A 26852-nucleotide genomic window follows, 5' to 3' on the forward strand; every position below is an offset into this window, starting at 1 on the left:
CCATGGTGACGAATTTTATGAGTTCAATACTATGCACACGATGATTACGCATCTACGGTATCACGTTGAATTTTCGCATTACGCGCCTCACCGCGCGCCATTCTAGACATAACTCGCGGATTTGAGATGGATGACACATACATCTCGCGCGTAAAGTGCTCATGTCCGGTCAAGGTGAACGTGCCGTACAGTCAGAATCAAGAAACCCATCCGTAGGTCTGACTCTCTCTGGAAGAGAAGGAAAGGAGTCGTCCGGTGCTAGTAAGCACCCTTTCTTATCGTTCACAGGAACCTCGGGCGTCCTTGACGGTAAGGCCGAGCGCCTTCATCAGCTCCTCGCGATTTGCGACCACCACCGGACTGCGATTGGGGTCGAGGTCTAGCTCAATGTAGTCGAGTCGGAGGCGCCGGTAGAAGTAGTAAAGCAGCGCACGACGCACGGGCAGGCTGATGCCGTCCTCGCTCATGGCGTAATCGAACGCGACAGTTCGTTGCTGGGCGGCACCAAGGTTTGGATTTGGAATCAGCTGAACCTCAAAATGCTCATTCCAGTCGTTGTCAGCTTCTGGACTTGCTCCCGCCGCACCCGGCTCTCGAGTCGCCCTGCATCTTGACAGGACAAAGTCCTTGAACCGTTCATCGATGTGACAGAACGCTCGTGCGTGCCAACGCACGCCGTCGAATCCGAAGGCATGCGGCGTAATCCGTCGCCACATCTCTCCAGTGCGCGACACGCTCATCGACAGGTAATTAATCTCAATCGAGCGCCCGCTTCGCATCACCTCAAGCATGCCTTGCAGTACCGCTGGCTCAATGCGTCGCATTGGAATCGGCATCGCGTCGATGGATGGCACGCGCTGCAGCCACGTATCCGTTGGGTCAATGAGCCCTTCTGCCACCGACCGAAGTTGAGCGAGATAAGCATCTGCACTCGGGTTGAGGAAATGGGGGGCGAAGGCCGGTGACGCCGTGTATCGCTTTTCTCTGGCGTCATAGACGAGATTGTGTGGTGCGAGTTTTTGATAGAGGCTGAGGTCGGCTGACGCCTGTGGGACCGATACCCCAAATCGCTCTGTCAAATCGCTCCGGTTGACGCCACCGTCCCAGAAGACACGAAATTCAATAAATTCGAGGCGACGTTCTGTCCCCCATCTCATCTTCGGCGTTACATCGCTCATCTTGGTGGGTATAGAAACTTGACGGGAAAAGTTACTGTATGTATATTAAAACTATACCCGTCGACGTGATACTTGTCCATGCGGGTCTCACCTTGAACGGAGTATTGAGATGGTAGGCACCTGGAGTTACGACCGCGCGGAGAAAGACATCCAAGCCAAAATCGATGATGTGAAAAGTGTCGTTGTTGCAGACTATGTTCGCGAACTGGCGCTCGAGAACATCCCGACGAACAAGGCCTATCGGGTTGACGGGGTCCATCTGTACGCGGACATCATCAATCTTGACGACATGCTGAACTCCACGGCCACGGAGGGCGAAACCTGCCACAAGCGCACATTGCGGTTCTTGAACCTCCACTATCGGGCGGTCAGCCGCATTCTGAGCCGTGTCGACGCACGCCGGGTCGACTTCCACAATCAGCGTTTGCATTCTCTCGTCACCAAGCCGTATAACACCGAGACCGACGCTGAGGCCAAGCGTGTCCGCCGCGCTGTGGCCATCGCTCAACTGATTATCGATGTGCTTAAAGAGACGGGAGACGATGAAGACAAGATTCCCTCGGCACGTGTCCGTGTCGGTATCGATAGCGGCAAATCGCTCGCAGTCAACAACGGACGGAACGGGTACCGTGAACCACTCTTTTTGGGCGACCCGGCGAACCATGCCGCAAAACTCGCCGGTGGCGGTTCGGCCGAAGGCATCTATTTGACAAACGAAGCCCGGCGGGCGCTCAACCTGCCGGAGGTCGAAGAGCCGAAGACGACACGACTGACCCGACAGGAAATCGAAGAGTGCGAAGAGGCCGCTGCGCTGGAAGTCACCTCGGACGAGATTGTCGAAGAGTGGCGTGAGGACCTCGACAACAATCCGATTGGCGCATTCGAATTTAGTCGACACACTCCGCCTTTCTGCGACATCGACATTGTCAAGCTCACGCCGAAAAACTCGCGGCGCCAGGAGTCCATCAGCATCTACGCCGATATTGATGGGTTCACGCGATATGTGAGCGACCATATTGATGACAACACTGGCGATGTCGTTCGCGTCCTGCACGTTGTTCGGGCTGAACTCGAACGCGTCTTGACCAGCGATTTCAAGGGACGCCGGGTGCGTTTCATCGGCGACTGCATTCACGGGCTGATTTGTGAAGGAACCGCGCAAACGACTGACGAAAAGGCAACGGTAGGGAGCGCCACGCTGCTGGCCGGCGCCCTGCGAAGCAGTTTCGAACTCGCGCTAGAAAAACTCGCGGACGCCGGTTACAAAACGGGGGGGCTTGGCCTCAGCATCGGCTTCGAATATGGCCCGATGACACTTACGAGGCTTGGCATCCACGGTGACCGTGTGCGTTGCTCCGTAAGCCGCGGCGTTCTCGGCTCTGAAGCGCAGCAAATGCGGTGCAACGGGGTCGAGACGGCCATCGGCCCCGAGGCCTATGAAGTCGCGTCGGACGCGGTTCGCAAGCTCTTCGGCACCACGCGGAAGCGCAGGAATCTCGACTATAACGAAGCGGTCGAAGCTCTTGCTGACAAGGGAGACGATACCGGCGAAGCGGCGAAACGAGCGGCATACACAAGTACGTCCGCGGCTCCCCGCCCAGCTGAACGTTCCGTTCGCCCGCACTCGAAAGGTTGAGCTCGCACTCATGTCTGCGCTCAGTTTCGTCGCCGACGTGGCCGCCGACTATTCGGCGACAGTTACGCACCAGGCTTCGGCCGAAATCGAGCTGACGGTAAATATCCGTCGGGCCGATGGGCGCGTGGTTAGCTACGACATCGTCGCCTATCAACAGGGCGACGATGTGTTCGCAAAAGAAAAGACTCCTTCTCGCCTGCCCGCGTTTTGCCCTGAGCGACACATAAATAGCGACGGGTCTTTTTGCCTGTACTGGCGGGAACATGACGCAATGGGAATAGCTGACGCCACAGCAGCGCATCGGTGGTGGCAGACACTGCGCGAATTTCTTCTGCTACAGGAGCGCGTCGCAAAGCTGAGGCGCTGGCCGGGAGACGGATGGGCACACGGCTCGGCCGCGCATCATCAGAACCATGCGGAGGCAGCCGCGGCAGCGCTTAGTCAAGTCGTCTCGGAAGCGTTGCAGGACGGTCGTCTTCTGGTGAAGGCGGGACCCAAAGTGTCCCATCCTAATGGCCCGACTCTCCGCCTGCACATCGACGGCGTACATCTCTACACGGTATGGCGAGAAAGCGGGCGCGTCACCAACAAGCGGCAACCGTGCATTTGCGTACGGGGACAAATAGGCCGCCGGAGCAAATTTCGCTCGTGTGGCGACCATGCTTCGCAGGCTGCTCAACTCGCTATTTCAATGGCCGCGTGGAAGGAAGCTGAGGCCGCGTTTTGGGATGCGTTCAAAGACACCACATGCTGCGGCACTTGCGACGATTGCCCATTGCGGAAGAACGCCGGCAAGGCTGTCGAGCGGGAACCCGCCGAACTACCGACTTGAATTTGACACCATGAAAGAACGATTTGAAGGCGAAACTGGCCGTCGCCGTCTTATTGAGGCTCTACGTGAGCAGCGCACTATCGCCGGCAACGAGCAACTTGCAACGGATTTGGCCGACCTGCTCGAACTCGTTGACATCAAGGCTGGCGAAGCTCTCATCGAGCAGGGTGCCGACGATAACGACATGTATTTCCTGCTTGGAGGTACGTTTGATGTTTCCGTCAATGGGAAAAAGGTCGCTCAGCGTTCAGCAGGAGACCACGTGGGCGAAATGGCTGCGCTTTTACCATTCCAGCTTCGGTCCGCAAGTGTCATTTCCGTCGATGGTGGTGTCGTTGGCAAGCTGACGGAACCGCAGCTCGTCTCTCTGGGGAAGGCGCATCCGGACATCTGGCGCTGGATTGCCAAAGAGCTGTCGCGCCGCCTTCTTCAGCGCAATCGCCTGGTTGCGCAAGCACGAGAAAAAATTCGAATATTCGTCATCTCATCGGTCGAGGCGCTTCCCATTGCGCGGGCAGTCGAGAACGCCTTCGAATACGACGACTATAGCGTAACGCTGTGGACTCGTGACGTCTTCAAAGCGTCCCGCTACCCCATCGAGTCGCTCGAAGCGGAGCTGGATGTCAGCGACTTCGCCATTGCTATCGTACAGCCGGACGACGTCACAGAAATGCGCGGAGCAGAACGTGCCGTACCGCGCGATAACGTGATTTTTGAGCTTGGTTTTTTTATGGGCAGACTGGGCCGCGAACGCGCCATCCTGATGGAACCGAGAGGTGAAGAAGTGTCCCTGCCAACCGACCTGTCAGGGATTACGACGATACCCTACAAATATGCGGACGGGAAAGGGCTCGCGGCGGCGATGGGACCAGCATGCAATCGACTGCGGTCGCTCATCAATGAACTCGGCGTCTTCAGGTAGTCCTTAGCCTGTCGGGGCGACCGAGTAACGGAGTCGGTGAGGCTAGGAACGCGCGGGCGGCGTACACAGCAATGAGAATCGACTGGGCGCAGCGAGAAAACATTGTTGAGGTACGCGTTCGTCAATACTGCTCGCATTCCAGCTGCGTTTTCAAGTTGTAAAGAGAGGTTGAGGTGTCCGCGGAAAGCCGCAATATGTCGAAGTCCAGTTCCTGCAATTGATTTGGTTTGCTGATGATATTTCGTATAAACAAGAGGTGAGAAATTGCTCGACGTTGATTCTAAAAAACCGGCTTCAGAGCAACGCACGGGTCGCCTCCTCTTTTCTCAGTGGGTGCTAGAGCGAAACCTCGGCTGGATAGCAGCCGCTGAAATTAAGGTTGGTGTTGTGACAACAATGGGTATCGCCATGCTCGGCGGACTCGCAGCTGCGTTCGGTGCTGCGGCTGTCAAATCGCCATGGGTTTACGCTGCGACATCAACCGCCGCTTTCCTGGTTATTGTCGCACTCGTGTGCGCTGCTATGGCCGTGATACCGCGGGTGGCCGGCCCGGCCGAGTCACTCATCTTCTTTGGTCGTATTGCTGTCAAGGACAACTGGCGATACGCCGATGCACTTCGAGATGCCACTGACGATGAACTTTTTCGCGATTGCGCGATGCAGATTCATCGGAACGCACAAATCGCGTGTGAAAAGCATATATGGGTTAGGCGTGCGATGGTTGCAGCTCTGCTTGGCGTCCCTCCGTGGCTGCTTGCACTTGTCCTATGTATGAACCTCGCATAGAGACGAGGCCAAGCGATGGCCGCCCGTGTTGCCAAATCTGGAGGCGGTAGAGCGGTGCAGTTTCAAGCTGGCGGCTATTCATCTCGCAACCGCCAGTTGCTCAGCGCGACGTAAAGGCCAATGCAAAGTCGCGCCACTATGCTTGGCTGATTTCGTATATCGTGGATTGTGCGGGCGACAAACGAACTGACGCGGGTCTGTTTTTTATGAGCAGCTGGAGCAATGCGTCAGCGAATATCGGACAAGAAAGGCGCGGCGGGCGAAACGGTCACTGTGCCGATTCAGCTTGAAAATCCCCCCGGCTTTTCCTAAGGTAAACCGGCGTCGGCGCAATGCTGGCGTGCTGTTTTGAGAATGAACCTGCCTTCGTAGTTTGCCCGCCCATGCGGTCGAGCCCTATTTATGAGAGGGTACGACGCAGGAGCAGGCGATGGGACAGGTCATCTTCTGGTGGGCTCGGCGGGGTGTCTGGCAACGCGACGCGAAGCATCGCGCTTCTGCCGTCGCCGTTTCGACGGATGTTGTTGTCATCTGCGCCAGGCAGCAACGGGCAGCCAGGACCCACACTCGGGAATCGGGCCAGGACACTGGCTGTCGCCCAATCCGCCACTGCCACAAACTGGGCAAGGTTCGATGCCCTGTCTCGCCTGCCTGCAATGCGGTTCCCGGTCTTCGTACGCGCCGTGTCACGCTCCGCAATTCCGATTTTCGACGCTGTGTAACGCTTACGTTACAACGATGTAACGCGAAAAATATTTTCGCAGAAAGGGCGCTCGTCACACCGGTCGTTCCCAGTCGCTCGGCGTGTAACGTCGCCCAATCAGGCGCTAAATTTCATAAAAATCCGGCCGTAAGCCCTGCAGTTAATCACTCATTGAACTGCATCGTGTACGACCGACATCACCCCGCCGCATCGTCAGACCGGCTCGGACGGGGCGGCATGGCTTCGAGCATCGCCGCCGCTCGCACTTCTTTGACCAGGCTGCATCTGACGGCAGGAGGTGCGCGATGAGCCGCATCGCTTACACCTACGGTCGCCGCGGACGTTTGAATTCCGCGAACAGCGGCATTCGCGAAACCGCACCTACATACGGCAAGTCGCGAAACAGCTCCTTTAGTGAGAAGGCTGGCGGGCACTTCAAGGTCGAGCTCAATAACGAGCGACTGATTGCGCATTTGCTCATCATCGACCCGCGCGTCAAGGCGTTCCACCCACAGCCATTTACCGTCGACCTGATTGACCAGCGCATGCTGTTCACGCGCGACGCGTTTCGGGCAGCTTGGCACAAGCATCGTGAAATCCCTGGCCCGACGTTCTACACGCCGGACTTCAGCGTCGACTGGATAGATGGTTTGCATCAAGCCCTTGAGGTCAAGGGCGAAGGCAACGAAGGCGACGACGTCTACTGGGACAAAATCGCGCGAGCGCGCCCCATCCTAGCAGCAAATGGTTATCCGCTGCGCAGCGTTGTCGTGCCCAAAGACGGCAGGCATCCCCTCCGGATGAATCCCGGCGTACTCAAGCAGGCCGTTCACCGGCTCGATACCTATCTCACCGATGAGCTCGTTGCACGCGTCACGCGTCGCTGCGAGGGCGGCCCCGTATCAGTCGGCACAGTGTGCGCGGACGTTCATCTCCTGCCTGGCCTGATTCCCGTCCTGCTGGTCGGCGGCGTCATATCGGCCGACATCGCGCATCACACCATCTGCTCAACGCTTGAGGTCAGCCTGGCATACGGCGACCTCTCGCACCTGTATCTCCTCGAAGAAATGAAAGACGCACAGGAGATGAACGCATGATTCCCAAACTACACCTGCGAGACCGGCTCGCCCCACCGGGAAATCACGATGCCTATAAGGAAGTGCTAGACCCTCATCCGCACGGCGGCTGCATCAAGGTGTTCGATTCCACAGAAAGACAGGACCGGTACATCCCAATCGCGGAGATTCATGACGAAATTTACCGCGGGAAGATAACCGTGCTGCGCGCAGGCAAGCCGCGTTACAGCCTTGCCGCGCAACCTGATGATGCTGAGCTGCATGAAAATAATCAGTTCGCCCGCAAAATCATGGGGAGAATCAAGGAGATTCAGAAACAGCGCGGCGTCAGCTTCCGGAATGCCTACCAGTTGATGGCTGATGAGTATCAGAAGAACGCCTCACAGAATTCACGCCCGCTGCCCAGGCAGGCAACGATGTACCGGTATCGCGAACGCGACCTGGCTGGCGAACCGATGCTGCGAGGTAAGGCGAATCAGGGAAACCGGTCGTTGCGGCACCCCATCGAAGTCATCAACACAATTTGTGTGGTTGCCGAGGACCTCTACCTGGTCCCACATTCGCGTTTGACGCTGGTGGACGTTCTGAACGAAGTCAACATGCGGGTGCATGGCGAGCTTCACCCGAAGGTCGCGCGCCCAATCAGTCTCAGGTTTATCCAGAAGACCATTCAGCGCTACCTGTCCGCCGACCCTGAGCACGACCGGATGCTTCCCGAGGACGCGATTGCGGGCAAATCCATCGCAGCGAAGCGCATCATCGCTGACCTGCCGTTCCAGCGCGTAGAACAGGATGCCGTGCATCTGCCGTTCTATGTCGAAACGGAAGATGGGGTTACCAGCGACCTCTGGCTGATACATGCCATTGATTGTGCGACGAGCTACCCACTTGGCTGGCGCCTGGTTGTAGGGTCGCCGACCGAACGCGAGGCGCTCGCATGCATCGAAATGTACATGGCACCGCTCAAGCTGAAGCAGCTCAAAGAGCTGGGGGTCGACCACGAGATGAACATCTGCGGGACACCCGGCCTCCTGGTTTTCGACAACGGTCCAGAAAACAAGTCGGCGCGTATCGATAACCTCGAGAAACTCGGAACGGAGACCCGGTATTGCCGGGGCCGGGCTGGGCAGGAAAAGCCCTTCATTGAACGCCTGAATCTCTCGCTGAAGAAAGCAATCGGCAAGCTTATCGGCAGTACGAGATTTGACGACAAGGACGGAACACGCGACCCGGACAAACTGGGCGACCACTTCAAGACGAAGGAAGAGCTCGAACGCTGGATTGTCCGCTGGTACTACGAGAAATGGATTCACAAGCCGCTCGAACGCCTGGAATGGGGCGTGGTGTTGTCCGAATCGCTCGAAGGCGATACGCCTTGCGAGCGCTGGAAGCATTTCGAATCTTCGTGCTACGCGATTTCGTTGCCCCCGTCGCGAGCCGAATGGCTCGCCGCGCTTTATTCACACGTTGAACGCCGACTAAGTCGCAAAACCGGCATTACGATTGATGGATTCCATTTCAAGGGCGAGAACCTGCCTGGTCTGATTGACAAGCATGGTGAGCAGCAGTATCTGCACGTGCTCTACAACCGCGACGATTTCCGCGAGGTCTACATCTACGACGGCGATGACGTTCCGCTCATCGAGCTGAAGAACGAGCTCGCGACAGAGGAGACGCCTGCGTACTCGTTCGCAGAGGCTAAGGAGAAGCTCAAAAAGCACAGGGCAGGTTTTAAACCCGCTCCCCAGGCTGAAAAGTTCGACCATGACCTGCACCAGGAGATTATGTCTGACGCACGAGCGCCGAAGCGAAAACGACCGAGCCGACGCCAGCAAAACCAGGAAACAAAGGCCCGCACCAGGGAAACCGAAGCCGTCAAGCGCGCGGCCCGGCGGCCAGCACCACCGCTGCATCCTTCGGCGCAGCCGTCGCACACCGAGCCATCTGCAGCGCCGTCGGCTACCGCGTCGTTTGCCGACATCCCTCCACTTGCCATGCTGAACCGCAACAGCGGGGAGGAGTTGATTTGACACCCGCACAAAAACTGCTCGCCGCCATCGGGACGTGCGAGCTTCCGCATCCGCACTTCATGGAGCATTTTCAGCCGCTGAAGCAGCGCATCGAAAATGCGCTGGGCGGCCGTGCAAGTCGCATCGAGCGAATCATGGGTCCTTCACGAGTGGGCAAGAGCATGCTTATCAACGCGTTGGTGCGCGAATTTGGCGAAACGAAGATTGATGGGCGGCGTCGGGTCCCGGTACTCGTTGTTCCAGTTCCCACTCCAGCCACCACGCTGGAGCTACCGAAGAGCGTGGTTGGTGCACTTGGCATGCCCGTTCAGCGCAGCATCACGTCTGGAGCCATGGGCACCCGCATGCTCGAACAGTTGAAGCTGGTCGGTACGCGGGTGATTATTTTCGAAGAAGCCAGTCATCTCGTAGAAGAAGGTTCGCGCGTTCCCGTACGAGCGGCCGCTGACTGGTTCAAGGCATTGGCCGACTCGCATAACTTGACGCTGCTTCTGTTTGGCGTGCCGCGCCTGAAAATCCTGTTCGATAACAACGAACAGTTGCGTCTGCGGGCATCCGCGCCGCGTCTTCTTCTGCCTTACGACTCCCGAGTCGCCGATGACATGCGGGCATTTCACTCTTGCGTTGCCGCTTTCGCCAATCTCTTCGCGGAACACCGGTTCCCAATTGCGTTGTCACCCGCCGCACTCACGTACCAGTGCTATTTGCTGAGCGGAGGGCTGATAGGCATCGTGAGTCGATTCATGCAGGAACTCGCAGACAGGATGGCTTCCGATGCCCAGCACACGCTGACGTTTGCTGATTGCCACGAAGCCCTCAAGGGAGTAACGGCAACCGGTTCTCCCAATTTTCCGGCGTTCGAAAGTCCAGATACGGTTGAAAGCGCAGTCGCTCCCGCCGCACTGCATCAGGCATTTTTGCAGGTAGTGCGCGAAAACGACCTGGCTGTGCCCATCATCAAAAACAAACCGGAAGCTGTGCAATGAGCCTCGCGGTCACCTACCCTCCGAAAAACGACGAATCCGGACTCGGCTACTATCGCCGGCTCGCCCCAGACAACGTCCTGTCGAACTGGCGCGAACTTGCTGGGCTTGCTGGCGTACAGCGCAATCGCAATGCACTGCTCGGCCATGCCGACTTTGTTGCGTCCCGGCTCGGCCTGGAAAGCGCGTGGACGCACTTCGCAAGCCATCAGGATGCCGCGTGCCGTAGCTGGGGACGCTTGCATCGTGCCCAGGCAGATGCAGTGTGCCCAGCCTGCTTGTCCGAAGACCGTTACCTGCGGCACTACTGGGAGCACACCTACGTCACAGCTTGTCCAAGGCACGGCATCCACCTGGTCGACCAGTGCCACGAGTGCGGGGAATATCTTTCGCCGCACCGGTACCACATCGACCAGTGCGATTGCGGTGCAGACCTGTGCCGGCTTCCACGAGTTGCCGCAACGCCGGCCCAACACTGGCTCTCGGAGCTGATTGGCAGCTCAGGAGAACAGTCCGGTGGTGTTGCGCCTGGGGTGTGCCATGTCGACATCGCCAGTCTGGCCAAGCTGGTTCGAACACTTTGCCTGCATGCAGACCCCACGGCTCCCGGGGCACATCGCGGTGCCGCGCTCCCGAAATCCATCACCGAAGCAATCGAATTTCTGGCGCCTCTGGAACCGTTTTTGCAGGACTGGCCGACTGGGTTTCAGAAACATGTAGAGCGACGCATTGCTGCCGGAAAGCAGGATGCCCGAACATTGAACTCCCTGCTCGGCCCGTGGTATGCCAGCCTGCGCGGGCTTTGTGTTGGCACTGCGCTGGAGCCATTCATGCAGGCGGTCGTTGACGTCGCAGCGGAGAAGTTCGACGGTGTGCTTGGAATGGATGCGACGAAGTCCATTGCCGAAGCTGCGACGGACTATGTCCGATTGCCGGATGCAGCCAAGGCTATCGGCGTCAGCGCATCTCGTCTGCGCAAGTCGATGGAAATCAGGGAGTGCAGTTTCCGCACTCGCCGACTCGGAACCCGAGGACAGATTTACGAAATCCCCCGTGCGGAAGTTGCTCGTATCCAGCAGCGACGCGCGGAGTGGGTTTCTGATGAGCACGCCTGCGAACTGGCAGGCGTACCTCATTCGGTACTTGCCCACATGAAGGCAGCCAAGGTCATTCTGTCGGATGTGCGCTGGCGCGAAGACCTGTTCAAGGCGGGCCAAGTCGAGCGCCAGTCGGTACTGGATTTGTATTCGCGCGTCAGCCGGGCAGCGGAACCCGCAGCTATCGTGGATGACGCGAAGCTCACGTGGTCGGAGCTGACGAGCCGGAGGATGGGCGACAGGCAGGCCATCCAGTCTCTAATGCAGGCCATTGCAGCAGGTCACGTGAAAGCTGTCGCGCGCGGCCGGACGTTGGGCGACATGGCATTCCGGCGTTCGGATGTCGCCGAATACTTCGGCACGCCGCTACTAGAATCCGGGATGTCCATCCAGCAGTTGACGAAAGCCACAGGTTGGAAATGGGAAAGCATCGCTCACTGGATTGGCGAAGGCCTGCTCGAGTCGGAATCGATTCAGCTTCGCGGGCAGCCGTGTCGTGTCGTATTGCCGAATCAACTGCTCTCGTTCCGGCAAACCTACGTGCCACTGGCTGACCTCGCGCGCGCGATGGGCACGAAGTCATCCGCGTTGTCGCGGTTGCTGCCTGGCATTGAGTTGGTCGGAGCGCAGCGTCTACCTGACGGCGCCACTCGAGGCGGGCTGGTTCGTATTGCAGACCTTGGCCGACTTGCCGTGCTTGGTGCGCGCGCTGGGCATGACCTGTTCGTGTCTGCGCCGCAGGCATGATTTCGTGGCTCATTGCTTTTGATTCCACCAGGCTCAGCCAAAAAACAGATGCATATTTCTTCGCTTCGGGTGGTGAGGCTGAGCCCAGCCCTCCCTGGCATGCCCGGGATGCGCCTTCACTCAGCCACTGCCACCCCGCTTCGGTATGGAGCCGCCTCGCCCGACAGACTTTTCGCCTCGCGCCTCTATCTTCGCCAGCGCGTCGAGCTTCTCACGGCATCCCCCCAGTGCTCGAGTGCCCCCCACGCCCCGGCGGTCAGCACCTCGCCAGCGTGAGCGGCAAGCGACGCCATCACCGAAGCCCATCGATGGATGGGGCGGCCCCGACCATCCAGCGGCATTGCGCGCGGCGGATGGTATGTGCGTCCTTGCAATCAAGTATATGTCGCGCAAGTGAGCATGTTGCGCCGTACACCCGCGCGCCGGCGAGGTAAGGACGATATTTGTTTTACGTTGCATCGACGCGGGGCCGCTTCGCGATTTTTCGTGTGCCAATGATGGCGACTTCTCCGAAGGGGACACGTATGCCGATTCGCACTCACGAGATGTTGCGTTCAACGAGGCCAGCGCTCAGCACACCAAACTGGCAGACGATGTGGCGGCGGCGCCGAGAAAGGCTTGACGAAAAATGGCGGACCGTTCGTCGCGCTTATCGACACGCGCAAGCTGGACTACTACCACGCGCTCAAAGCCGAGCACCGCCAGCCGCTCGTGCTGGGCGATATTGCGAAGGGTATTGAAGATGTGCTTTCAGGCCGCGTGCGTTCGGAGATTCAATTCCGAGAATCAGTTGAAGTTCTGACCCTCAGGACTGCTTTCGTCAGAATCACCAAAGCATACGGCGGTTTTGACGGGAACAGGACGCAGGCGACTGTACCGCCCGGCCATGTCACGCGAGGCCTGGCGCCAACGCGATGCTAGCTCGGATTACACGAAATCGGCGTGCCGGCATGACCAGCGACAATTAGCTCTCGACATCGAAGGTTCGAATGAAGCTCGGTGTTTCGCAGCGTGACCGCGGCATTTCTCGCCAAAATCGGCTGCTCTTATCCCTCAGCGAAAGCCGCAGCGCTTTGCAGTACCTGCTTTGCATCGCCCCGCATGAGTGCCTGTAGCGGCGTCGAATTGCCAAGCTTCGTTTTTGGCGTCGTGAAAAATTTCCATTTGCGCCAGCCGGCAACGTTGCCCAGCCGTCTCGATACCTTCGCCAAGGTCTTACGGTCCAACTCATCGACCAGGAAAAACGCCGGATAGTAGGCGTCCCTCCCAATCTCAACGCTGAACAGGCGACGGGCGGCGAGGTCCTTGACCAGCATGTGCTCGGAGATGCCCGAGGCCGCGAGGAAGTCTGTTAAGTGCAGAAGCTTTCCCTTGGCGATAAGGGCATAACGTGCCGACTTACCGCGCTTTGAACCGCGTTCGCCCCGATTCAATGCCGACCGCATTCCACCAGGAGTCGAGGTGACTTCCAGGTCCAAGGCCGTGGACAGGCCAGCGATTCGCATGAGACGGATTTTGAAAAGCCTGCCCAGCTCTGCATCTGGAATCTCAAGAAGCGCAGCAGCGGCTGTGGGGTCGAACAAGACTGCTGCCACGGCGGCCATGTGTATAACTCGCAAGGCCCGGTCGTCGTGATGCGGACTATCCTGGCTTCCATCACTCGCCATCCGTGCCATCTTCGCGTCTCCCTGGAAATGCTACTTCTTAACGGTCCATGTCTGATGCACCAGGTTGAACTCGAGTGCGACATGCTCGCCTTTGCCACCGGGCGTTGATGGCGGCGCCCAGACTGTCGGAAGCGCCGCTGCCGATAAATCGAGGTCGACTTTCAAAGGGTAGTGCCGCAGAAGACTCGCAGCGACCGACTGTACAAGGCCGTGAATCGTAACCTCGTCCGCGCGCGAAAGTATCTCCAGGAAATCGCGGGTACCGAGCACTGCTTTGGTTCGCTCAGCCGGCGTGGTCATCACGGCTTCTCCGCTAGCGACTCGGCCGTGACATCTGTGTAGGACGTGATGTCGTTGACCTTGCACCACCGTTCCCATAGATACCGACCGTTCTCGGACCATCCACGAGGCCCAACGAGCTGATAGACGCGCCCGGACGACGTGATGCCGCGTAGTACGGCCGGGTCGAACTCTTGAATGGCGGTGCTGACACGGCCGGTGAGGTTGCGCACATCGCAGCCCACGAAATGCCTGGAGCCAAGTTGCGTTTCCAGGATTTGCCAGTCGGAAATTGACATCTCAGGCTCAGCGCTCACATCCGCCACTCTCCAGACAGGCATGGTCACCTCCAAGTCTCAAGGGGCAGGGCGTTCCATCACGCAATATGATGCCGGTCCGCATTGCCGGAGCAGCCCGCGACGCACTCTGACGACCAAAGTGTCTTCACCGGCCACCGCCACCGTGCGTTTCTACACGCGCTCCGCACAGGGCGAAATATAGACATGCCATGAAGAAAAGCAAGAAATTTTTGTCCGCGGCGCTGGCTTACCGAGCCGACGCTCCCGCGAGCGCGGCGTCCATCATGTCTTGACTGTCGAGAAAGAACTGGAGGTCAGGGAATCGACAGACGGTGGCACATTGAAGAAACAATGCAGTGGAAAGCGTTCCGTCCACTATCTGGCTCTTCAATGTCTCGGCGGCAACCTCGACGCCGATTTCGGCCAGGCGCTGAGAAAGCAGGATATGGTTCAGCCATGGCTGGGCCACGAGTTCCGCCTGAATGACGTCAGCAGCGCACTTTTCCCAGCTTGCGCCACTGCGCAGCGGAACAGTCCATTGCTCGGGGTATTGGCTTTCCGAGGCGGCCAAGGTTTGAAGGAAGAAGGAAAAGCGGAAGGTGCCGCGCTGGATTTTCCCTTCCACAGAACGCGACGACTCGGACAAGCCCATAGTATTCAGCGCATCGGCAAGTTCCGCGTAGCTCACGTCCCGGCGCGCCAACGCGACCCGGATGGCGCGTGAGGCGAGTTTTGACCAAAGAGCGTCGACAGTCACAGGGTTCGCATGATTCCGCATAGCCATATACCATGAAATGCGTGTAAAAACACACGCGCACGTCGATTGTGAATGTTGCGGTGAGGTTCCGCAACCGTTGCGGCTGGAAAGAATGCAGTGAGCACTGAAGCGATGCGGTCATCGCCGTCAGGAAACGTATATCGGGCAAGGCACTATTCGCCAAGTTTGCACACGCGTACTGGTACGCGCTACGGCGATTCGTCGCAAAGCCTTGGTCGCGCGTGCAATCCGACTCTGACTTTTGCCGGTGCATTGTTCAGGCGACCATTCGCGCACGACGCACCATCGTTCCTGCGCATGCCTTTGCAATCACCACGCGCCACCGCATGACGCATTTGTTTCCGAACACCGGGAGAAGTCGGTTGGCCGAGCTACTAAAGGACTTGAAAGTCCGGATGGCCGTCGGCGGAAGCGGTGGTGAAATGCTCGATTTCTCGGACGTCGAACGCGCCGCAACGGGAGCCGCGAGGGTAGCTCGGACCTTGGAAAAACCGGTATATTGGCAATCTCAAAACGCTTCGAATTACTTCCCGGGGATTTCAGGTGTCGCACACCCTCACGGCAAAAGAACAAACGCTGCAAAAAATCTTCAGCGACGAGTATGTATTTACCATCCCCGGCTATCAGCGCCCTTACTCGTGGGGAAACGACCAGGCGCAAGAGCTCCTGGACGACTTGTTAAGTGCGCTCGACGCGTCCCCGGAACAACTTGCCGACGGTGTGCCTTACTTTCTCGGAAGCATCGTTCTCATCAAAAGCGAAACGTCGCCTGACGCCACCGTAGTCGATGGCCAGCAGCGCCTGACGACATTGACGCTAATGCTTTCAGCCATCAGAGCCACAATCAGTGACCGTGCGGTGCAAGCCGGCATCACCAAGCGTATTTACGAGCACGGCGACGTTGTCTCAGCCACCGAGGCGAGCTACCGGCTTTCATTGCGCGAGCGAGACAGAGACTTTTTCCGTCAATATGTTCAACATGAGGACGGTCTCACTAAACTCATTGAACTCAATTCGACGCTGCCTAGTGCGCAGGCGCGCCTGCGGGCAAACGCCAAGGTTTTCATGAGCGGACTGGTGAACCTGGGAGAACCCAAGCTCATACGGCTCGTTCAGTTCATCATCACGCGTTGCTACCTCGTCACCGTAGCGACTCCCGACCTCGATTCGGCGTACCGCATCTTCGGTGTTCTCAACAGTCGCGGCCTGGACTTGAGTGCAACGGACATTTTGAAGGCAGAAATCATTGGGGGCATCGAATCTGGGCTTCGTGAGACGTACACGAAGAAATGGGAAGACGCCGAGGAGGACCTGGGGCGCGACGAGTTCGGCGACCTGTTCAGCCACATTCGCATGGTCTATCGCAAAGCCAAACCTCAAGGGACTTTGCTGAAGGAGTTCAAGGAGCACGTTACACAGGCGACCACGCCGCAGACCTTTGTTGACACGGTTTTGCTGCCGATGGCGCAGGCGCTTGCCGCACTCAGCGGCGCGGATTACGCAAGCACACAGCATGCGGAGCTGGTGAACGAGCATCTGCGTTGGCTCAACAAGCTGGAATTCAAGGACTGGCTGCCGCCTGCCTTGGCGTTTTACGTACGGCATGCCGAGCAACCGGCTACGATGCTGGCTTTCTTCCGTGACCTCGAACGCCTGGCGTATTCGATGCTCGCGCGAAAAACTGGCGTCAATGGTCGTGTAGAGCGTTTTTCTGCACTGACGGGGGCTATCGAAAATGGCCAGAATCTGTTCGCCGAGGCGTCACCGCTGCAACTGTCTCCGAGCGAGCAATACGACACCTATTCGGTGCTGAACGGCCCGCTGTATGACACCCATTCCGCGCGGGCAGTGGCGCTGCTGCTTTTGCGCCTGGACCGTCTTTTGTCCGATGGCTCCGCGGTCTACGAGCATGACGTCGTCTCGGTGGAGCACGTGATGCCCCAACAGCCCGCTCCGAACAGTCAATGGGCAACATGGGTTCCCGACACGAAAATCTACCAAAGCTGGGTCCATCGGCTTGGTAACCTTGTTCTGTTAAGTCGCAAGAAAAATAGCTCGGCGAGCAACCGCGAGTTTGCCTGGAAGAAAAATTCGTACTTCACCAAAGGGGGCGTTTCCGGTTTCGCCCTTACTACTCAGGTATTGCAGCATCCGGAGTGGACCGCCGATGTAATGCAAGCGCAGCAGACTTTGGTAATGAACGTGTTCGAGACGCACTGGCGTCTGGAAGAACGAAAGAGCAAGTCAGAAGTTGCGAAGGAGCTACTGGCCGCGCTGTCATCGGATAGCGACGGCATTTACTTCGAGCTCGAAAGTGCCAAGCACGGTCTCGTCGCACTCGCGCGGAAAGGCACCAGCTCGTTTACCGTTCTCGCACAGTCGCAAGCGCGGTTGGGATGGTCGGGACAGCCACACTCATATCAGCAGTTGCGAGAAAGTCTGCAAAGTCTTGGCTCCTTGCAACAGTCGTCGGACGGCTCCCATCTGGTCTTCGCGCAGGATGTGGCGTTTGTCAGTCCCAGTGCAGCATCCGCTACGGTCCTAGGTAGAACGGACAATGGGCGCAATTCATGGCGACTCAAAGGAACGTCGATTACTTATGCCGCGTGGCACGACAACTTGCCGACCAGCCAGCCGTCAGCCGAGACCGAACCAGGTGACCGGTGATGTTGTGATGACGTCGGTTCGCCATGAACCAGTCGGTGAAGCTCATACGGTAAAGTCACTGGAAACCCGAGCCTTGTCGCGCCGGCCCAAACACCGGGTCGGTGTGACCGGCGGCGCGGACCTCAAGCTCCGGCGATAACCACCGGGGCCGAGCGCGCCCCGTTTGCTGCGACCGCAGGCTGCAGGTCCATACATGCATAACGGCGGTCGTCCATATTCGGCAGCGAACCTGCCGGCGATGCTTAAGACGGCACTATCCTGGTGGTCATCTCATTGATTTAATCCGTAAGGTCCGCCGACTGCCATTCGACGAACAGCATCCGTTCGACCTCGAGCATAGTTGTTCCGTGCGTCTGAAGCAGGTCGGCAAGGTCCGCCTGGTCAATCAACTGTACCGCATTCAAACTGGCGTTCTCTTGTGCCTGCGCATTGAAGAATTGATTTGTGACGCAGACTTTTTCGAACGAGACGTTCGGGTGCCTGCGTCGGTAGAAGGCCTCACCCGCCACAACTTCTTTTACGGCGTCCCAGCCAAGTTTCGTACCATCAATTCCACTGGTTTTGGCCTGAATTAGCTGACCTCGTGCGCCGTCGATGGCTACGATGTCGACACCATTGTCATTCGTGCCCGGTGTTCTGTAGCAGTCGAATCCACGCTTACTCCAGAGCGCGCCGACAAGACACTCGAAATGCTGCCATCCCATCCGAAGCGCCATATCGAGAGTGATGCGTTCATCCAGGTCGCTGGCCTGTGAGTGCGGCACAACGTCTGCGATATTGAAGTCGCCCGGCGCTACGTCTCCCGCACCGTTAAGCATGTCCTCTGATAGCCCTCGCTTGTGGGCAAGCAACTGGTCAAGCTTGACATCGAACGTCGTGAAATCGTCCGCCCAAACAGTTGGATAGTAGACATACACCGGCTTCTTCTGATTGATGCGGTACGCGCGGTCGGTCGCCTGGTCTTCCTTGGCGGGATTCCAGGTGCGTGAGTAGTGAACAACATGGTTCGCCGCCTGGATGTTCACGCCGAATCCAACGGCCACAGGCGAAAGCACCAAAACGCCGAAGCCCGGCGCTTCTTGAAAGGCTTTGATTCTCTTCTGCCGACTGGCGACGTGAGTCGATGACGCACTCGTGTCCCCGTTGATGATGTCGGGTCGATAGCTGAACTCGGCTTCGATGTAGTGCTGCAGAAGTCGCTGAATCTCCCGGAACTCGCAAAAGACGATTGCCTTCTCGCCCTTCGCCCTGATTTCGGAGAGCTGCTTGAGCAGCCAGTCGAGCTTCGGAGATTTCGCGCGATAGTCGCCCATCGGCTCCGGCTTGAACACGCTCAAACCATGCACTCTCGGGTCGGTACACACCAGCCTGAGATAATGAAGCAATCCAAGGTGATTTTTGAACGGCGTCGTATGGTCGGGCTCTTTTCGCCGTTTGAAGCCATCCACCGCCTTCGCATAAAGGTTGCGCTGAACGCTAGAAATGGGGAGCCGCCGACAGTCGTCGACCACGATTTTCGGTGGGAGTCCTGTATCGACCTCCGTCTTCAGGCGCCGGAGAATCTGGGGTGAAATGCGAGCGCGCAGCTCTTCAACACGGGACTTTTCTTCGTCGGTCTTTGCCTCAATTGGCTTGCGGTATCGCTCACCAAAATCGTTCAGTGCACCCAGCAAGCCCGGCTGCACGTAGTCGAAAAGACACCACATATCGGCGAGTGTGTTTTCGACCGGCGTGCCCGTGCAGGCAATCCTGAACGCCACGTTCTGCTTCTTGGCTGCCCGGGTCACCATTGCGGCCGGGTTCTTGATGCGCTGAGCCTCGTCGCACACCATCAACGACCACTTCTGCGCAGCGAACGAAAACTCCAGGTCGCGCAAAGTTTCATACGTCGTCAACACCACCTTGGCATCGCCAATCCAGTTGGGCTTCAAAAACTTCACCAGACCGTCCTCAGCCTGCAGACGCTGGTCTATCTGGCCGCGCGGTACGCGAAACTCGGCAAGGCTATCGCCATACGCAGTCAACATCGGCAATGCACCCGGCTGAAAAAACTTGTTGGCTTCCTCAGCCCAGTTTTCCAGCAATGAGACAGGCGCGACCACCAGCATGGGATTCATGGCGGCGTCCTGCTCCAGCAACCAGGCCATGAGCGCCAGCAACTGGAAGGTCTTGCCCAGCCCCATGTCGTCGGCAAGGATAGCGCCGCGAACCTGGTAATCGGTTTGCAGACTGAAGAGATGCTGCATCCAGGCGAGGCCTGCCTGTTGATGCGGCAGCAAGGCGAGCCCCGGGCGAATGCTTTGCGGAAGCTTCGGACTTGCTGGTACCGACTGCAGCGCCTCCCGGCGCAATTCCTCGTATTCGAGTGCCTGGATGTTTGCGCGCAGAACAAGCTGCTTTTTGGTGGCCCGTTCGCCGGACCGTTTGCGGGTTTTTTCCGGGTCAAACTGCTTACCCGATTCCAGGTCGGAAAAAAGATTCTCGAACGTGGAGATGATTTCTTTCGCATCCGATAGCGAAATAGGGTCCTTGAGCCAGCCAACGTCGAGCTTTGCCACGCCTTTCGCGTCGGCGTCCTGTACGTTATTCTTCAGCTTCTCGATGGCCGGCTTGTTGGTAGGCACCGCTACCGGCTCGCCACCGTCTTTTGGCTGGTAAACAACGACGGGCAGGATGTTCTCAGGGAACCAACCCTCACCTTCATCTTTCTTCGCGATATACGGCGAATGGTACGGCTTCTCTACACCAATCGATTCGATACGTGTCGAGTAGCCTCCCAGGTCATGGACCTGAGCGTAGGAAACCAGCGTGGGAGGAGTGCGCCGTTGCGCGAGTGCAGCCGACAATTCCTTGAGGTGCTGCTCCGAATCCCCCTGCAGAGCAAGGTCGTAACCCTGCCAGGCAAGCAGTTGGTGGCCAAGCGCGAGCGACCGCGAAAGAGCCGAGACGAAGTTGGAAAGTTCGTTGTCGTCGAGCCAATGCGTCTTCGAGGAGGTAGGTCCACTCGCCACGGCCGATTCGACAAGCAGGCCGACGCGCAGTGCATAGCCCGCAGCGTTGCGCTCGAACGTCGGTACAAAGCGTTCGTAGTCGAGACCGGCGTCTTCGCGAGCACGTTCGAACTGCGACCCTTCGATGACGTCGACGGCATCAGCGCCCAGCGCCGCGTAAGGATTGAGCAAAAACGCCTGTGCCCGTGAGCCGGCGACGCGCCGTCCAGGCAAGCGCTTGATTTCACGAAGCACCGTCTTCACTTTCGGCGTGACGAGAACCTGGACGATTCCCTCTCGGGTTGTGATGTCGTATCGGTCACGAATCTCGCGAGCTCTGTCAAAGGTGTCGAGCCAGTCGTCTGGTGCGCCGTCGAAGCTTGGCTCGATTTCGACTACGTGGTCGTCCGCCACTTCGACCGACCGCCTCAGACCGATATTGAGCTTTTCGGGACTCAACACCACCGAGCGGTAGAGAAAATCATCAAGTCCCGCTTCGGCGTCGAGCGCGAGCTTGCGAATCCGCCCCCAACCTTGCCGGTTGGCCAAATCGGAGCGGTCCTCGTCACCACGGCGCGAGAACGCAACCACCGCTTTGAAAAGCTTCCATTGCGCGGGGCGCATCAGCGTCTCTGTGGTGCCTTCCGACATCACCGGCCCCGTGAGAGTGCCCTGAAGTTCGCGGCCACCATCGACGCGCCATCCATCTACCGCAATACCGAACTCGCGGTCGACCAGCGAATGGCCGCTTCGCAGGTATGGACGGAACTCGGTGAACGGTGGAATTCGAAGAACGTCGCGCAGCTGCCCGTAGTCCTGCCGCTCGAGGATTTCATATACCGACTGCCAGTCCAACAAGAAGCCGTCCTCGACCGCGTTGGCGAGGCCGTCATCGGTGAGCTGCGTGAGGTAGCCACCGACGAGGTCTCCGTCGACCATCGCACCCGGGCCTTCAATTCGACGAGTCAGAACGATGCCCTTATCCGACCACCGCCGCTTCCAGGTGGCGACATCTTGCGCTTTTGCCTGCTTGAATAACTTGAACACAGTTTCGCCTTATCTCCACCAACCCTTGCCCGGCTTCACCTGGAAGCCCCAATCCGACAGGACTTGGCCGATACGCCCATCTTCCTCGTCTCCGCGCACCCACAAGTTTCCGCCGAGTGCAGTCCGGTCGTCGATTTGCAGACCATGCGTTGCTGCGAATCGCTTGAGCGCGACATGCGAGTAGGATTCGTGCGTTGCAGTGTGGATTTGCGTCGAGCGAGTGTTCTCGCGAGACGAGCCCAGACTCGTCGACCGCGTGCGTTCGTTAGCAGCTTGGCTTCTGGTAGAAGAACGTGAAATGTCGACAGAGGGGAGAATCTGAAAACTCTCACGAAGCGTCGCCTCGAACATATCCTCCCAGCGATTCCAGCCATGAATGCCGTCCCCATGCTTGAGCCAGAGCATGCGATTCGAACGCTTGAGTGAATTCCGCTCGTCTTTCCCGAGCTTCAATGTCTGACTCGTATTGAAGGGCAGCGAACGACTGGCGTCGTAGCCATAAAACGCGTTTCCGAGGCCACTAAACTCCACCGCGACCAGCTTACCCATCGTCATGATGAAAGCGTTGTTGGCACCGGAGGCGTCGAGTTCGCGAGTCAGGCCCTTCATTTTCTTACGCAGCGCGACGAGGTCAGGTTCACGGGAATTACGTGCGGTTGAGCCTAATGCAAACTCGATGTCGTCAATGGACTGGACATATCGCTTCCAAAATTCCATTCGGCGACGGTCGGCAAGCCCGTCCTCTGCCAGCTTCGTAAAGAAGGTCTCGATAAATTCGAGCTTCAGCCAGTCAGAGACCATCGTTCGAGCCGCGGGCGCAACGCCACCCCATCGTGTCGCATTCGACGGCAGCCACGGATTGCCCCACCAGGTAACAGCATGGTCGCGAAGTCTGGGATGGAGCGGGCTGCCAGAGACCCGGGCGTATCGGTCAAGGACCAGAATTGTTCCTCGGTCGCGGAGCACTTCGTTATGGGCCAGCAGGCCGAGCAAGCGAGGTAGTAGGCTCACAAACTCGTCGTCGCCGAGTTTCGTCGCACCCTCAACTTGCGTCAGCACGAGCTGGCGTAGAAACCACGACTCCTTTCCGATTTGAAGCTGCTCACAAATGCGGTCGATATGCGATTCGTCTCCGCGCAGCAGCTGGCTCACATAGGGAGTGCAGGGCGCTTCGTTGAAAAGCTGTCGATTCTCAATTGCTGTGTCGACCCATGCGGGGCCCGGTCTGCTGTCTCGTATCTCACGGTTACGGTCGTGAAGATAGTCGCGCAAAGTCAACCAATTTTTCTTTCCGGCGGGCGCCGCTTCAGGCGCGTCCACGTCGTAAGTGAAATAGCTCTTTGCGAGCCCTTGATAGCAGCGTCTGTATGACGCGGTCCTCGCTATGTAGCCGTCAACACTGTCGAGGACGCGCTGCAAGCGTGGTCGGTCCTCCATTACGCACTCGCCCTGGGGGCGGTGCGGAATGCATAAGCCAAAGGACAGTAGGTATGCATCGCGGAACGTGGGCACTTCCTGGCTGCTCCAGTACCGCCGGACCGCATCGAGCTGATGGTCGTGCACGGGTTCCCGGCGGCTACCTGATTTCGCACGCGCTTTCAGCTCTTCGAGAAGTGCGTCGATTTCGCCGCCCAGGCGAACCGGTTGTGTCTCCTCGATGACGGACGATTGCAGTAAGGACGCGAGGTAGTTCAGTGCATTCATCGCAGTGCGCAGTCGCCAAAGTTCCCCGATTGCAGCGGGACTGGAGCTCTCTCTTCCCCAACACCCAGGAACTCGAGACGCATCTCGACGCGGCGACTCTCTTCGTCCGTCTCCTTTGAGTCATTGAACGAATATCCGCCGACCAGGAACAGGTTTCGTACGTCTTCCTTCTGGTCCTCGACGAGCAGACTCGTACCTGCCGTAGCAAACATGCTGCACAACACCCGCTCGCTGCGCTGAAGGCTGAGATTAAGATTGCTCAGGTATGTGCCGGTTTTATCTGTGTAGCCTTCGACAACTACGCGCTTAAGCACGCGCTTGCCCAGGTCACCGTTCGCCAAGGTCAGGATTTCGGGAACGAATTGACGCAACACGGCTTCCTGCTCGGGTGCCAGATTTGATTTCCCGAATGCAAAGCGCGCGCGGTCTCCAAAATCGATGACATGCCGGTCACGGTCTATCTTGATGCCGTTGTAGCGCTTGGATGCAGCTTGAAACCGGTCAAGAATTAGCTCGATGTCCTTCCGATGCTGTTCTTCGCGCTTTTCCTTCTCCGTTACATTCTTCGTCACGGCGAGCAATGCCACCCCCATGACCACGAGAAAGAGCACCATCAGCGCGGTCATCAAGTCAGCAAAGGAAATCCAGAAGGGTTTCTCCGCCTCGTCACGGCTTCCTCGCTTGACGACGATTTGACTTCCAAACATCGTCTACCTCCGCGCCGGCGTCAGGGTTCCCATCGCGGCAAGCGTGACTTCCAGCTCACCGACTGCTGACGAAAGCAATCCCACTGCCGAAGTCAGTTTTGTATGGAACTCGGCATTCGCTTTATCCAGCGTGCGCTTCACTTCAGTCGCGAACGCGCCGTGTGCATCTGCCAGAACGCGGCTCACACCGGCGAGGTATTCGTCCGCCTGCTTTTGCGCCGCGCCGAGATGGCCGGTAGATGTTTCGATTCGATTGAGAATGTCACCAGTCAATGCGGCCTCTCTTCGTGCGGACTCGACGGTGGCGCGCAACTCCGTGACAAGTTGGCCGATGCTGTCGCGATGAGCGCGATAGTCGCCCAGAAGTTCTTGGATGGCTCCCGCCCCGCTTGTCAGATTCCCAGCCGTTGCGGCGAGCTTGGTCGAGACATCGGCGGTTTGACCCATGACGCTGGCGACGCGCTCGCCAGCGGCGGCGAAGTTTCGCGACGCCGTACCCAATGCTTCAGCGCCGGCGTGCATACGGTCTACCGATGAAGCGGTGGACTGGGTCAAGGTAGCGACGCTTTGCGCCATCTGCGTCGTCGCAACACTCAGTTCCTTGACAACGGCATCGACGGATGCGGACATTGCTGTAACAGCCCCAGTGGCACGCTCAGACATGGCGCTCTCGCGTGCCCGATTATTCTCAAATACTTCCTTTTGCGCGCCACTCAGTGTGGTCAGCATCTCTCCCATATGCGTGCCAAGCGTTTCGAGTGTCGTCTGCAATTTCTGGCTCGTCTCCGACTGGGATGTCGCGACTAATTGACGCAGTTGCTCGATGAATGCAGCCGATTGGGCGTTCATTGCCTCCTGTCGCGACTCCATCTTCTCGATGGCCTCCGCCATGCGCTGCGCCATCGCATCTGTCGAACGTTGGCTCGAAGCTTCGATGTTCGAGACCAGGGTGTGCAAGGTGGTAACGGCTTGCTGGATGCTCTGGGCGGTTTGCTGGTTAAGTTCGGTAAGCCCCGAAATCTGGCCGCCAAACAAGTCGTTTAGACGTTGGCTGAAGCTCGTCATCACGTCCTGCAGCATCCGTCCGGCGCTTGCGCTCTGGTCGCCGCTGGCGCTTTTGACCGTTGCTGCAATTTCATCGAGCGGGCCTTTGAGACCCTGCTGGATGCTCTCCGCGATAACCTGTCCAAGAGCCGCATTGTTCTGGCGACCCGCCTCCGCGACCAGTGCGGTTTGTTCTTTGCTCGCCTCGATTTGCGCGTTAGTCAACTCACGCAGCAGCTCGCCCATCTCCTTGACGAGAGCGTCCTTCAATATTTTGGATTGGCTCGCCGACTCCTCCGATGCCTTGACCAGGCGCGCCAGGTATTCTTCGCCGGCGCCCGCCTCAAAGCGCGCGTCAATTGCATGAACGATTTCTTCTGTACGTCGGTACAGCGAGGCAAGGAGAAGCTTTTCGAAGAGCGTGGTTAGCATCGCCGCAGCGATTGCCGAGGCGGACACAAGAAACGCCTCTCCCACCGAATGCATAAGTGATTCGAGGCTGCCGCGCACAGTCGCCGCGTTATCGCTAATTTGGAAAGCGTGAAGGCCTTCTATCAGCCCGCTGAATGTCCCGATGATACCGATGCCAGTAAAAATTCCGGGAACATGCTTAAAAAACTCGGTGCGCAAGCGGCTGTCGACGACAACCTGGCTGTTGAAATACAGCTCGGCGGGCACGGTGGCGCGTACGGCGCGCACGACCATCTGTCCATCGCGCTCCTCACGCTGAACGTGCAACGATTCGGCATACTCTTTCCAGAGATGTGCGAGCCGACGGTCGGCAGCGAATACCGCCTCAAACTGTGAAGGGTAATTTCCGTCTTCAAACCTTTCAATGCGACGCTGAATAGAGCGCAGCCGAGCCAGATGCCTTATCGCCGGACCGAAGAAAAACGCAATGACAGCAACCACGAGGGCGGCCAGAAATGCGCCCGTGACGAGTGCGGGCGTCGGTACGCCCGCAAGTAACGACTGGATGTTCAACTTCGGTCTCCCCGGTTAAGGGCTTATTTGTTAGCGTGTTTTCCTCGGCGCGTCCCGCTCCAGACGCGCTTCAGCAGCCAAACGACCGCCCCGGTCAAATTCGGCAGTTAGTCAGGCAATCTGCTCAATATTACGGCATATTCTTCCGAATATTAACGGAGTAGCGTCCAAATACTGCGAGCATGAGCTGATGTTCGAGGGGGTCGGCGTCGTTGGACGGGTTAGACTTTCGAGCAATGTTCTAAATGCACCCAACATACCTGGTTTTGGCTGTTCGAAGAGTTTGCCCATCCGGCCAGTAAATGGACCGGAATATTGCTTTCTGTCGGACCGTGGTGCTCGCTGAAACATCTGGCGGTGAGCGATGCTTTGCTGGCCCCGGCCCCCCACCGACAGCTTGTTCGATTGAGTCGACCCACGTCGCGAGCAGCCTCCGTTCCCTGACCGCGTACAGGCCCTTCCATTTCCAGTCACCAAACATCAGGTGCTCGGTCGAATTAGGCATCCTCAGTGAGGACTGTGGGGCATTTCGTTTTCGAGTAGACATTTGGCTTCGTTCACAGTGAGACCAAAGTCGTCCGCTGAACTTCATACGGCTGGATACCGTCAAGCAGCATGTCCGGTTTACCGTCAATCATCTTGGCCGGTCGGTCGGGATGATTGACGCTGCGTCAGGTTGTCATGGTTGTCGCTCCG

19 protein-coding genes are annotated in these 26852 nt (G+C 58.0%); 10 read left to right on the top strand and 9 right to left on the bottom strand.

Annotated elements, in window-relative coordinates; genetic code table 11:
* Positions 1 to 275: 275 nt before the first annotated feature.
* Positions 276 to 1178 carry a WYL domain-containing protein gene (locus QCE48_RS15300; protein ID WP_309786853.1) on the bottom strand — a complete coding sequence of 301 codons (903 nt, stop codon included), beginning with the start codon at positions 1176 to 1178 and terminating at the stop codon, positions 276 to 278.
* 109 nt (positions 1179 to 1287) lie between these two features.
* Here QCE48_RS15300 and QCE48_RS15305 point away from each other — a divergent pair, with 109 nt between their 5' ends.
* The 9 genes from QCE48_RS15305 (at position 1288) to QCE48_RS15345 (ending at position 12911) form a co-directional block, all read left to right on the top strand.
* Positions 1288 to 2814: an adenylate/guanylate cyclase domain-containing protein gene (locus QCE48_RS15305; protein ID WP_309786852.1), complete on the top strand. Its 1527-nt coding sequence runs from the start codon at positions 1288 to 1290 to the stop codon at positions 2812 to 2814.
* A 10-nt stretch (positions 2815 to 2824) separates the two neighbouring features.
* On the top strand, positions 2825 to 3646 hold the full coding sequence (locus tag QCE48_RS15310) for an E2 domain-containing protein (RefSeq protein WP_309786851.1): 822 nt from the start codon (positions 2825 to 2827) through the stop codon (positions 3644 to 3646).
* Positions 3647 to 3656: 10 nt separating this feature from the next.
* Entirely contained in the window at positions 3657 to 4568 is a 912-nt protein-coding gene (locus tag QCE48_RS15315; RefSeq protein WP_309786850.1) for a TIR domain-containing protein, read from the top strand.
* A 264-nt stretch (positions 4569 to 4832) separates the two neighbouring features.
* A complete protein-coding gene (locus QCE48_RS15320; protein ID WP_309786849.1) occupies positions 4833 to 5354 on the top strand; it encodes a Pycsar system effector family protein in 522 nt (173 codons plus the stop codon).
* Between the two features lie 1008 nt (positions 5355 to 6362).
* The gene (locus tag QCE48_RS15325) at positions 6363 to 7154 is read left to right on the top strand and encodes a hypothetical protein (RefSeq protein WP_309786848.1); all 792 of its coding nucleotides are present in this window, start codon (positions 6363 to 6365) and stop codon (positions 7152 to 7154) included.
* Positions 7151 to 9163: an integrase gene (locus QCE48_RS15330; RefSeq protein ID WP_309786847.1), complete on the top strand. Its 2013-nt coding sequence runs from the start codon at positions 7151 to 7153 to the stop codon at positions 9161 to 9163. Before QCE48_RS15325 ends, QCE48_RS15330 begins: the two co-directional genes overlap by 4 nt.
* A complete protein-coding gene (locus QCE48_RS15335) occupies positions 9160 to 10149 on the top strand; it encodes an ATP-binding protein (protein ID WP_309786846.1) in 990 nt (329 codons plus the stop codon). Before QCE48_RS15330 ends, QCE48_RS15335 begins: the two co-directional genes overlap by 4 nt.
* Positions 10146 to 11990, top strand: coding sequence for a TniQ family protein (locus QCE48_RS15340; protein WP_309786845.1), 1845 nt, complete (start codon positions 10146 to 10148; stop codon positions 11988 to 11990). The genes QCE48_RS15335 and QCE48_RS15340 overlap by 4 nt, the downstream gene beginning before the upstream one ends.
* Before the next feature lie 618 nt (positions 11991 to 12608).
* Positions 12609 to 12911, top strand: a complete 303-nt coding sequence (locus tag QCE48_RS15345; protein WP_309786844.1) for a hypothetical protein — start codon at positions 12609 to 12611, stop codon at positions 12909 to 12911.
* Positions 12912 to 13036: 125 nt separating this feature from the next.
* Here the strand turns inward: QCE48_RS15345 and QCE48_RS15350 are convergent, their stop codons facing one another.
* The 4 genes from QCE48_RS15350 to QCE48_RS15365 all read right to left on the bottom strand — a co-directional run bounded on the left by QCE48_RS15350 (position 13037) and on the right by QCE48_RS15365 (position 14992).
* Positions 13037 to 13594, bottom strand: coding sequence for a hypothetical protein (locus QCE48_RS15350; RefSeq protein WP_309786843.1), 558 nt, complete (start codon positions 13592 to 13594; stop codon positions 13037 to 13039).
* Positions 13595 to 13687: 93 nt separating this feature from the next.
* Positions 13688 to 13957: a BPSL0761 family protein gene (locus tag QCE48_RS15355; RefSeq protein WP_309786841.1), complete on the bottom strand. Its 270-nt coding sequence runs from the start codon at positions 13955 to 13957 to the stop codon at positions 13688 to 13690.
* A complete protein-coding gene (locus QCE48_RS15360; RefSeq protein ID WP_309786840.1) occupies positions 13957 to 14235 on the bottom strand; it encodes a hypothetical protein in 279 nt (92 codons plus the stop codon). The genes QCE48_RS15355 and QCE48_RS15360 overlap by 1 nt, the downstream gene beginning before the upstream one ends.
* 247 nt (positions 14236 to 14482) lie before the next feature.
* Positions 14483 to 14992, bottom strand: a complete 510-nt coding sequence (locus QCE48_RS15365; protein WP_309786839.1) for a DUF6471 domain-containing protein — start codon at positions 14990 to 14992, stop codon at positions 14483 to 14485.
* 564 nt (positions 14993 to 15556) lie between these two features.
* Here QCE48_RS15365 and QCE48_RS15370 point away from each other — a divergent pair.
* Complete coding sequence (locus tag QCE48_RS15370; protein WP_309786838.1) at positions 15557 to 17680, top strand: DUF4357 domain-containing protein; 2124 nt, start codon at positions 15557 to 15559, stop codon at positions 17678 to 17680.
* A gap of 278 nt (positions 17681 to 17958) precedes the next feature.
* Here the strand turns inward: QCE48_RS15370 and QCE48_RS15375 are convergent, their stop codons facing one another.
* The 4 genes from QCE48_RS15375 to zorA are packed head-to-tail and all read right to left on the bottom strand — an operon-like array spanning position 17959 to position 26156.
* Positions 17959 to 21717, bottom strand: a complete 3759-nt coding sequence (locus QCE48_RS15375; RefSeq protein WP_309786836.1) for an SNF2-related protein — start codon at positions 21715 to 21717, stop codon at positions 17959 to 17961.
* A 9-nt stretch (positions 21718 to 21726) separates the two neighbouring features.
* Positions 21727 to 23421, bottom strand: coding sequence for an EH signature domain-containing protein (locus tag QCE48_RS15380; RefSeq protein ID WP_309786835.1), 1695 nt, complete (start codon positions 23419 to 23421; stop codon positions 21727 to 21729).
* Positions 23418 to 24128, bottom strand: coding sequence for an OmpA family protein (locus QCE48_RS15385; protein WP_309786834.1), 711 nt, complete (start codon positions 24126 to 24128; stop codon positions 23418 to 23420). Before QCE48_RS15385 ends, QCE48_RS15380 begins: the two co-directional genes overlap by 4 nt.
* 3 nt (positions 24129 to 24131) lie before the next feature.
* On the bottom strand, positions 24132 to 26156 hold the full coding sequence (zorA, locus tag QCE48_RS15390; RefSeq protein WP_309786833.1) for an anti-phage ZorAB system protein ZorA: 2025 nt from the start codon (positions 26154 to 26156) through the stop codon (positions 24132 to 24134).
* Between the last annotated feature and the right edge of the window lie 696 nt (positions 26157 to 26852).

This window comes from Caballeronia sp. LZ024 (assembly GCF_031451455.1).
In the GTDB taxonomy this organism is placed as follows: domain Bacteria; phylum Pseudomonadota; class Gammaproteobacteria; order Burkholderiales; family Burkholderiaceae; genus Caballeronia; species Caballeronia telluris.

Excerpts from the sequence above, each read along its gene's own strand:
- QCE48_RS15330 (WP_309786847.1), top strand. The coding sequence starts at position 7,151 with ATGATTCCCAAACTACACCTGCGAGACCGGCTCGCCCCACCGGGAAAT.
- QCE48_RS15310 (WP_309786851.1), top strand. The coding sequence starts at position 2,825 with ATGTCTGCGCTCAGTTTCGTCGCCGACGTGGCCGCCGACTATTCGGCG.
- QCE48_RS15315 (WP_309786850.1), top strand. The coding sequence starts at position 3,657 with ATGAAAGAACGATTTGAAGGCGAAACTGGCCGTCGCCGTCTTATTGAG.
- QCE48_RS15340 (WP_309786845.1), top strand. The coding sequence starts at position 10,146 with ATGAGCCTCGCGGTCACCTACCCTCCGAAAAACGACGAATCCGGACTC.
- QCE48_RS15355 (WP_309786841.1), bottom strand. The coding sequence starts at position 13,957 with ATGACCACGCCGGCTGAGCGAACCAAAGCAGTGCTCGGTACCCGCGAT.
- QCE48_RS15385 (WP_309786834.1), bottom strand. The coding sequence starts at position 24,128 with ATGTTTGGAAGTCAAATCGTCGTCAAGCGAGGAAGCCGTGACGAGGCG.
- QCE48_RS15300 (WP_309786853.1), bottom strand. The coding sequence starts at position 1,178 with ATGAGCGATGTAACGCCGAAGATGAGATGGGGGACAGAACGTCGCCTC.
- QCE48_RS15325 (WP_309786848.1), top strand. The coding sequence starts at position 6,363 with ATGAGCCGCATCGCTTACACCTACGGTCGCCGCGGACGTTTGAATTCC.
- QCE48_RS15380 (WP_309786835.1), bottom strand. The coding sequence starts at position 23,421 with ATGAATGCACTGAACTACCTCGCGTCCTTACTGCAATCGTCCGTCATC.
- QCE48_RS15350 (WP_309786843.1), bottom strand. The coding sequence starts at position 13,594 with ATGGCCGCCGTGGCAGCAGTCTTGTTCGACCCCACAGCCGCTGCTGCG.
- QCE48_RS15305 (WP_309786852.1), top strand. The coding sequence starts at position 1,288 with ATGGTAGGCACCTGGAGTTACGACCGCGCGGAGAAAGACATCCAAGCC.
- QCE48_RS15360 (WP_309786840.1), bottom strand. The coding sequence starts at position 14,235 with ATGTCAATTTCCGACTGGCAAATCCTGGAAACGCAACTTGGCTCCAGG.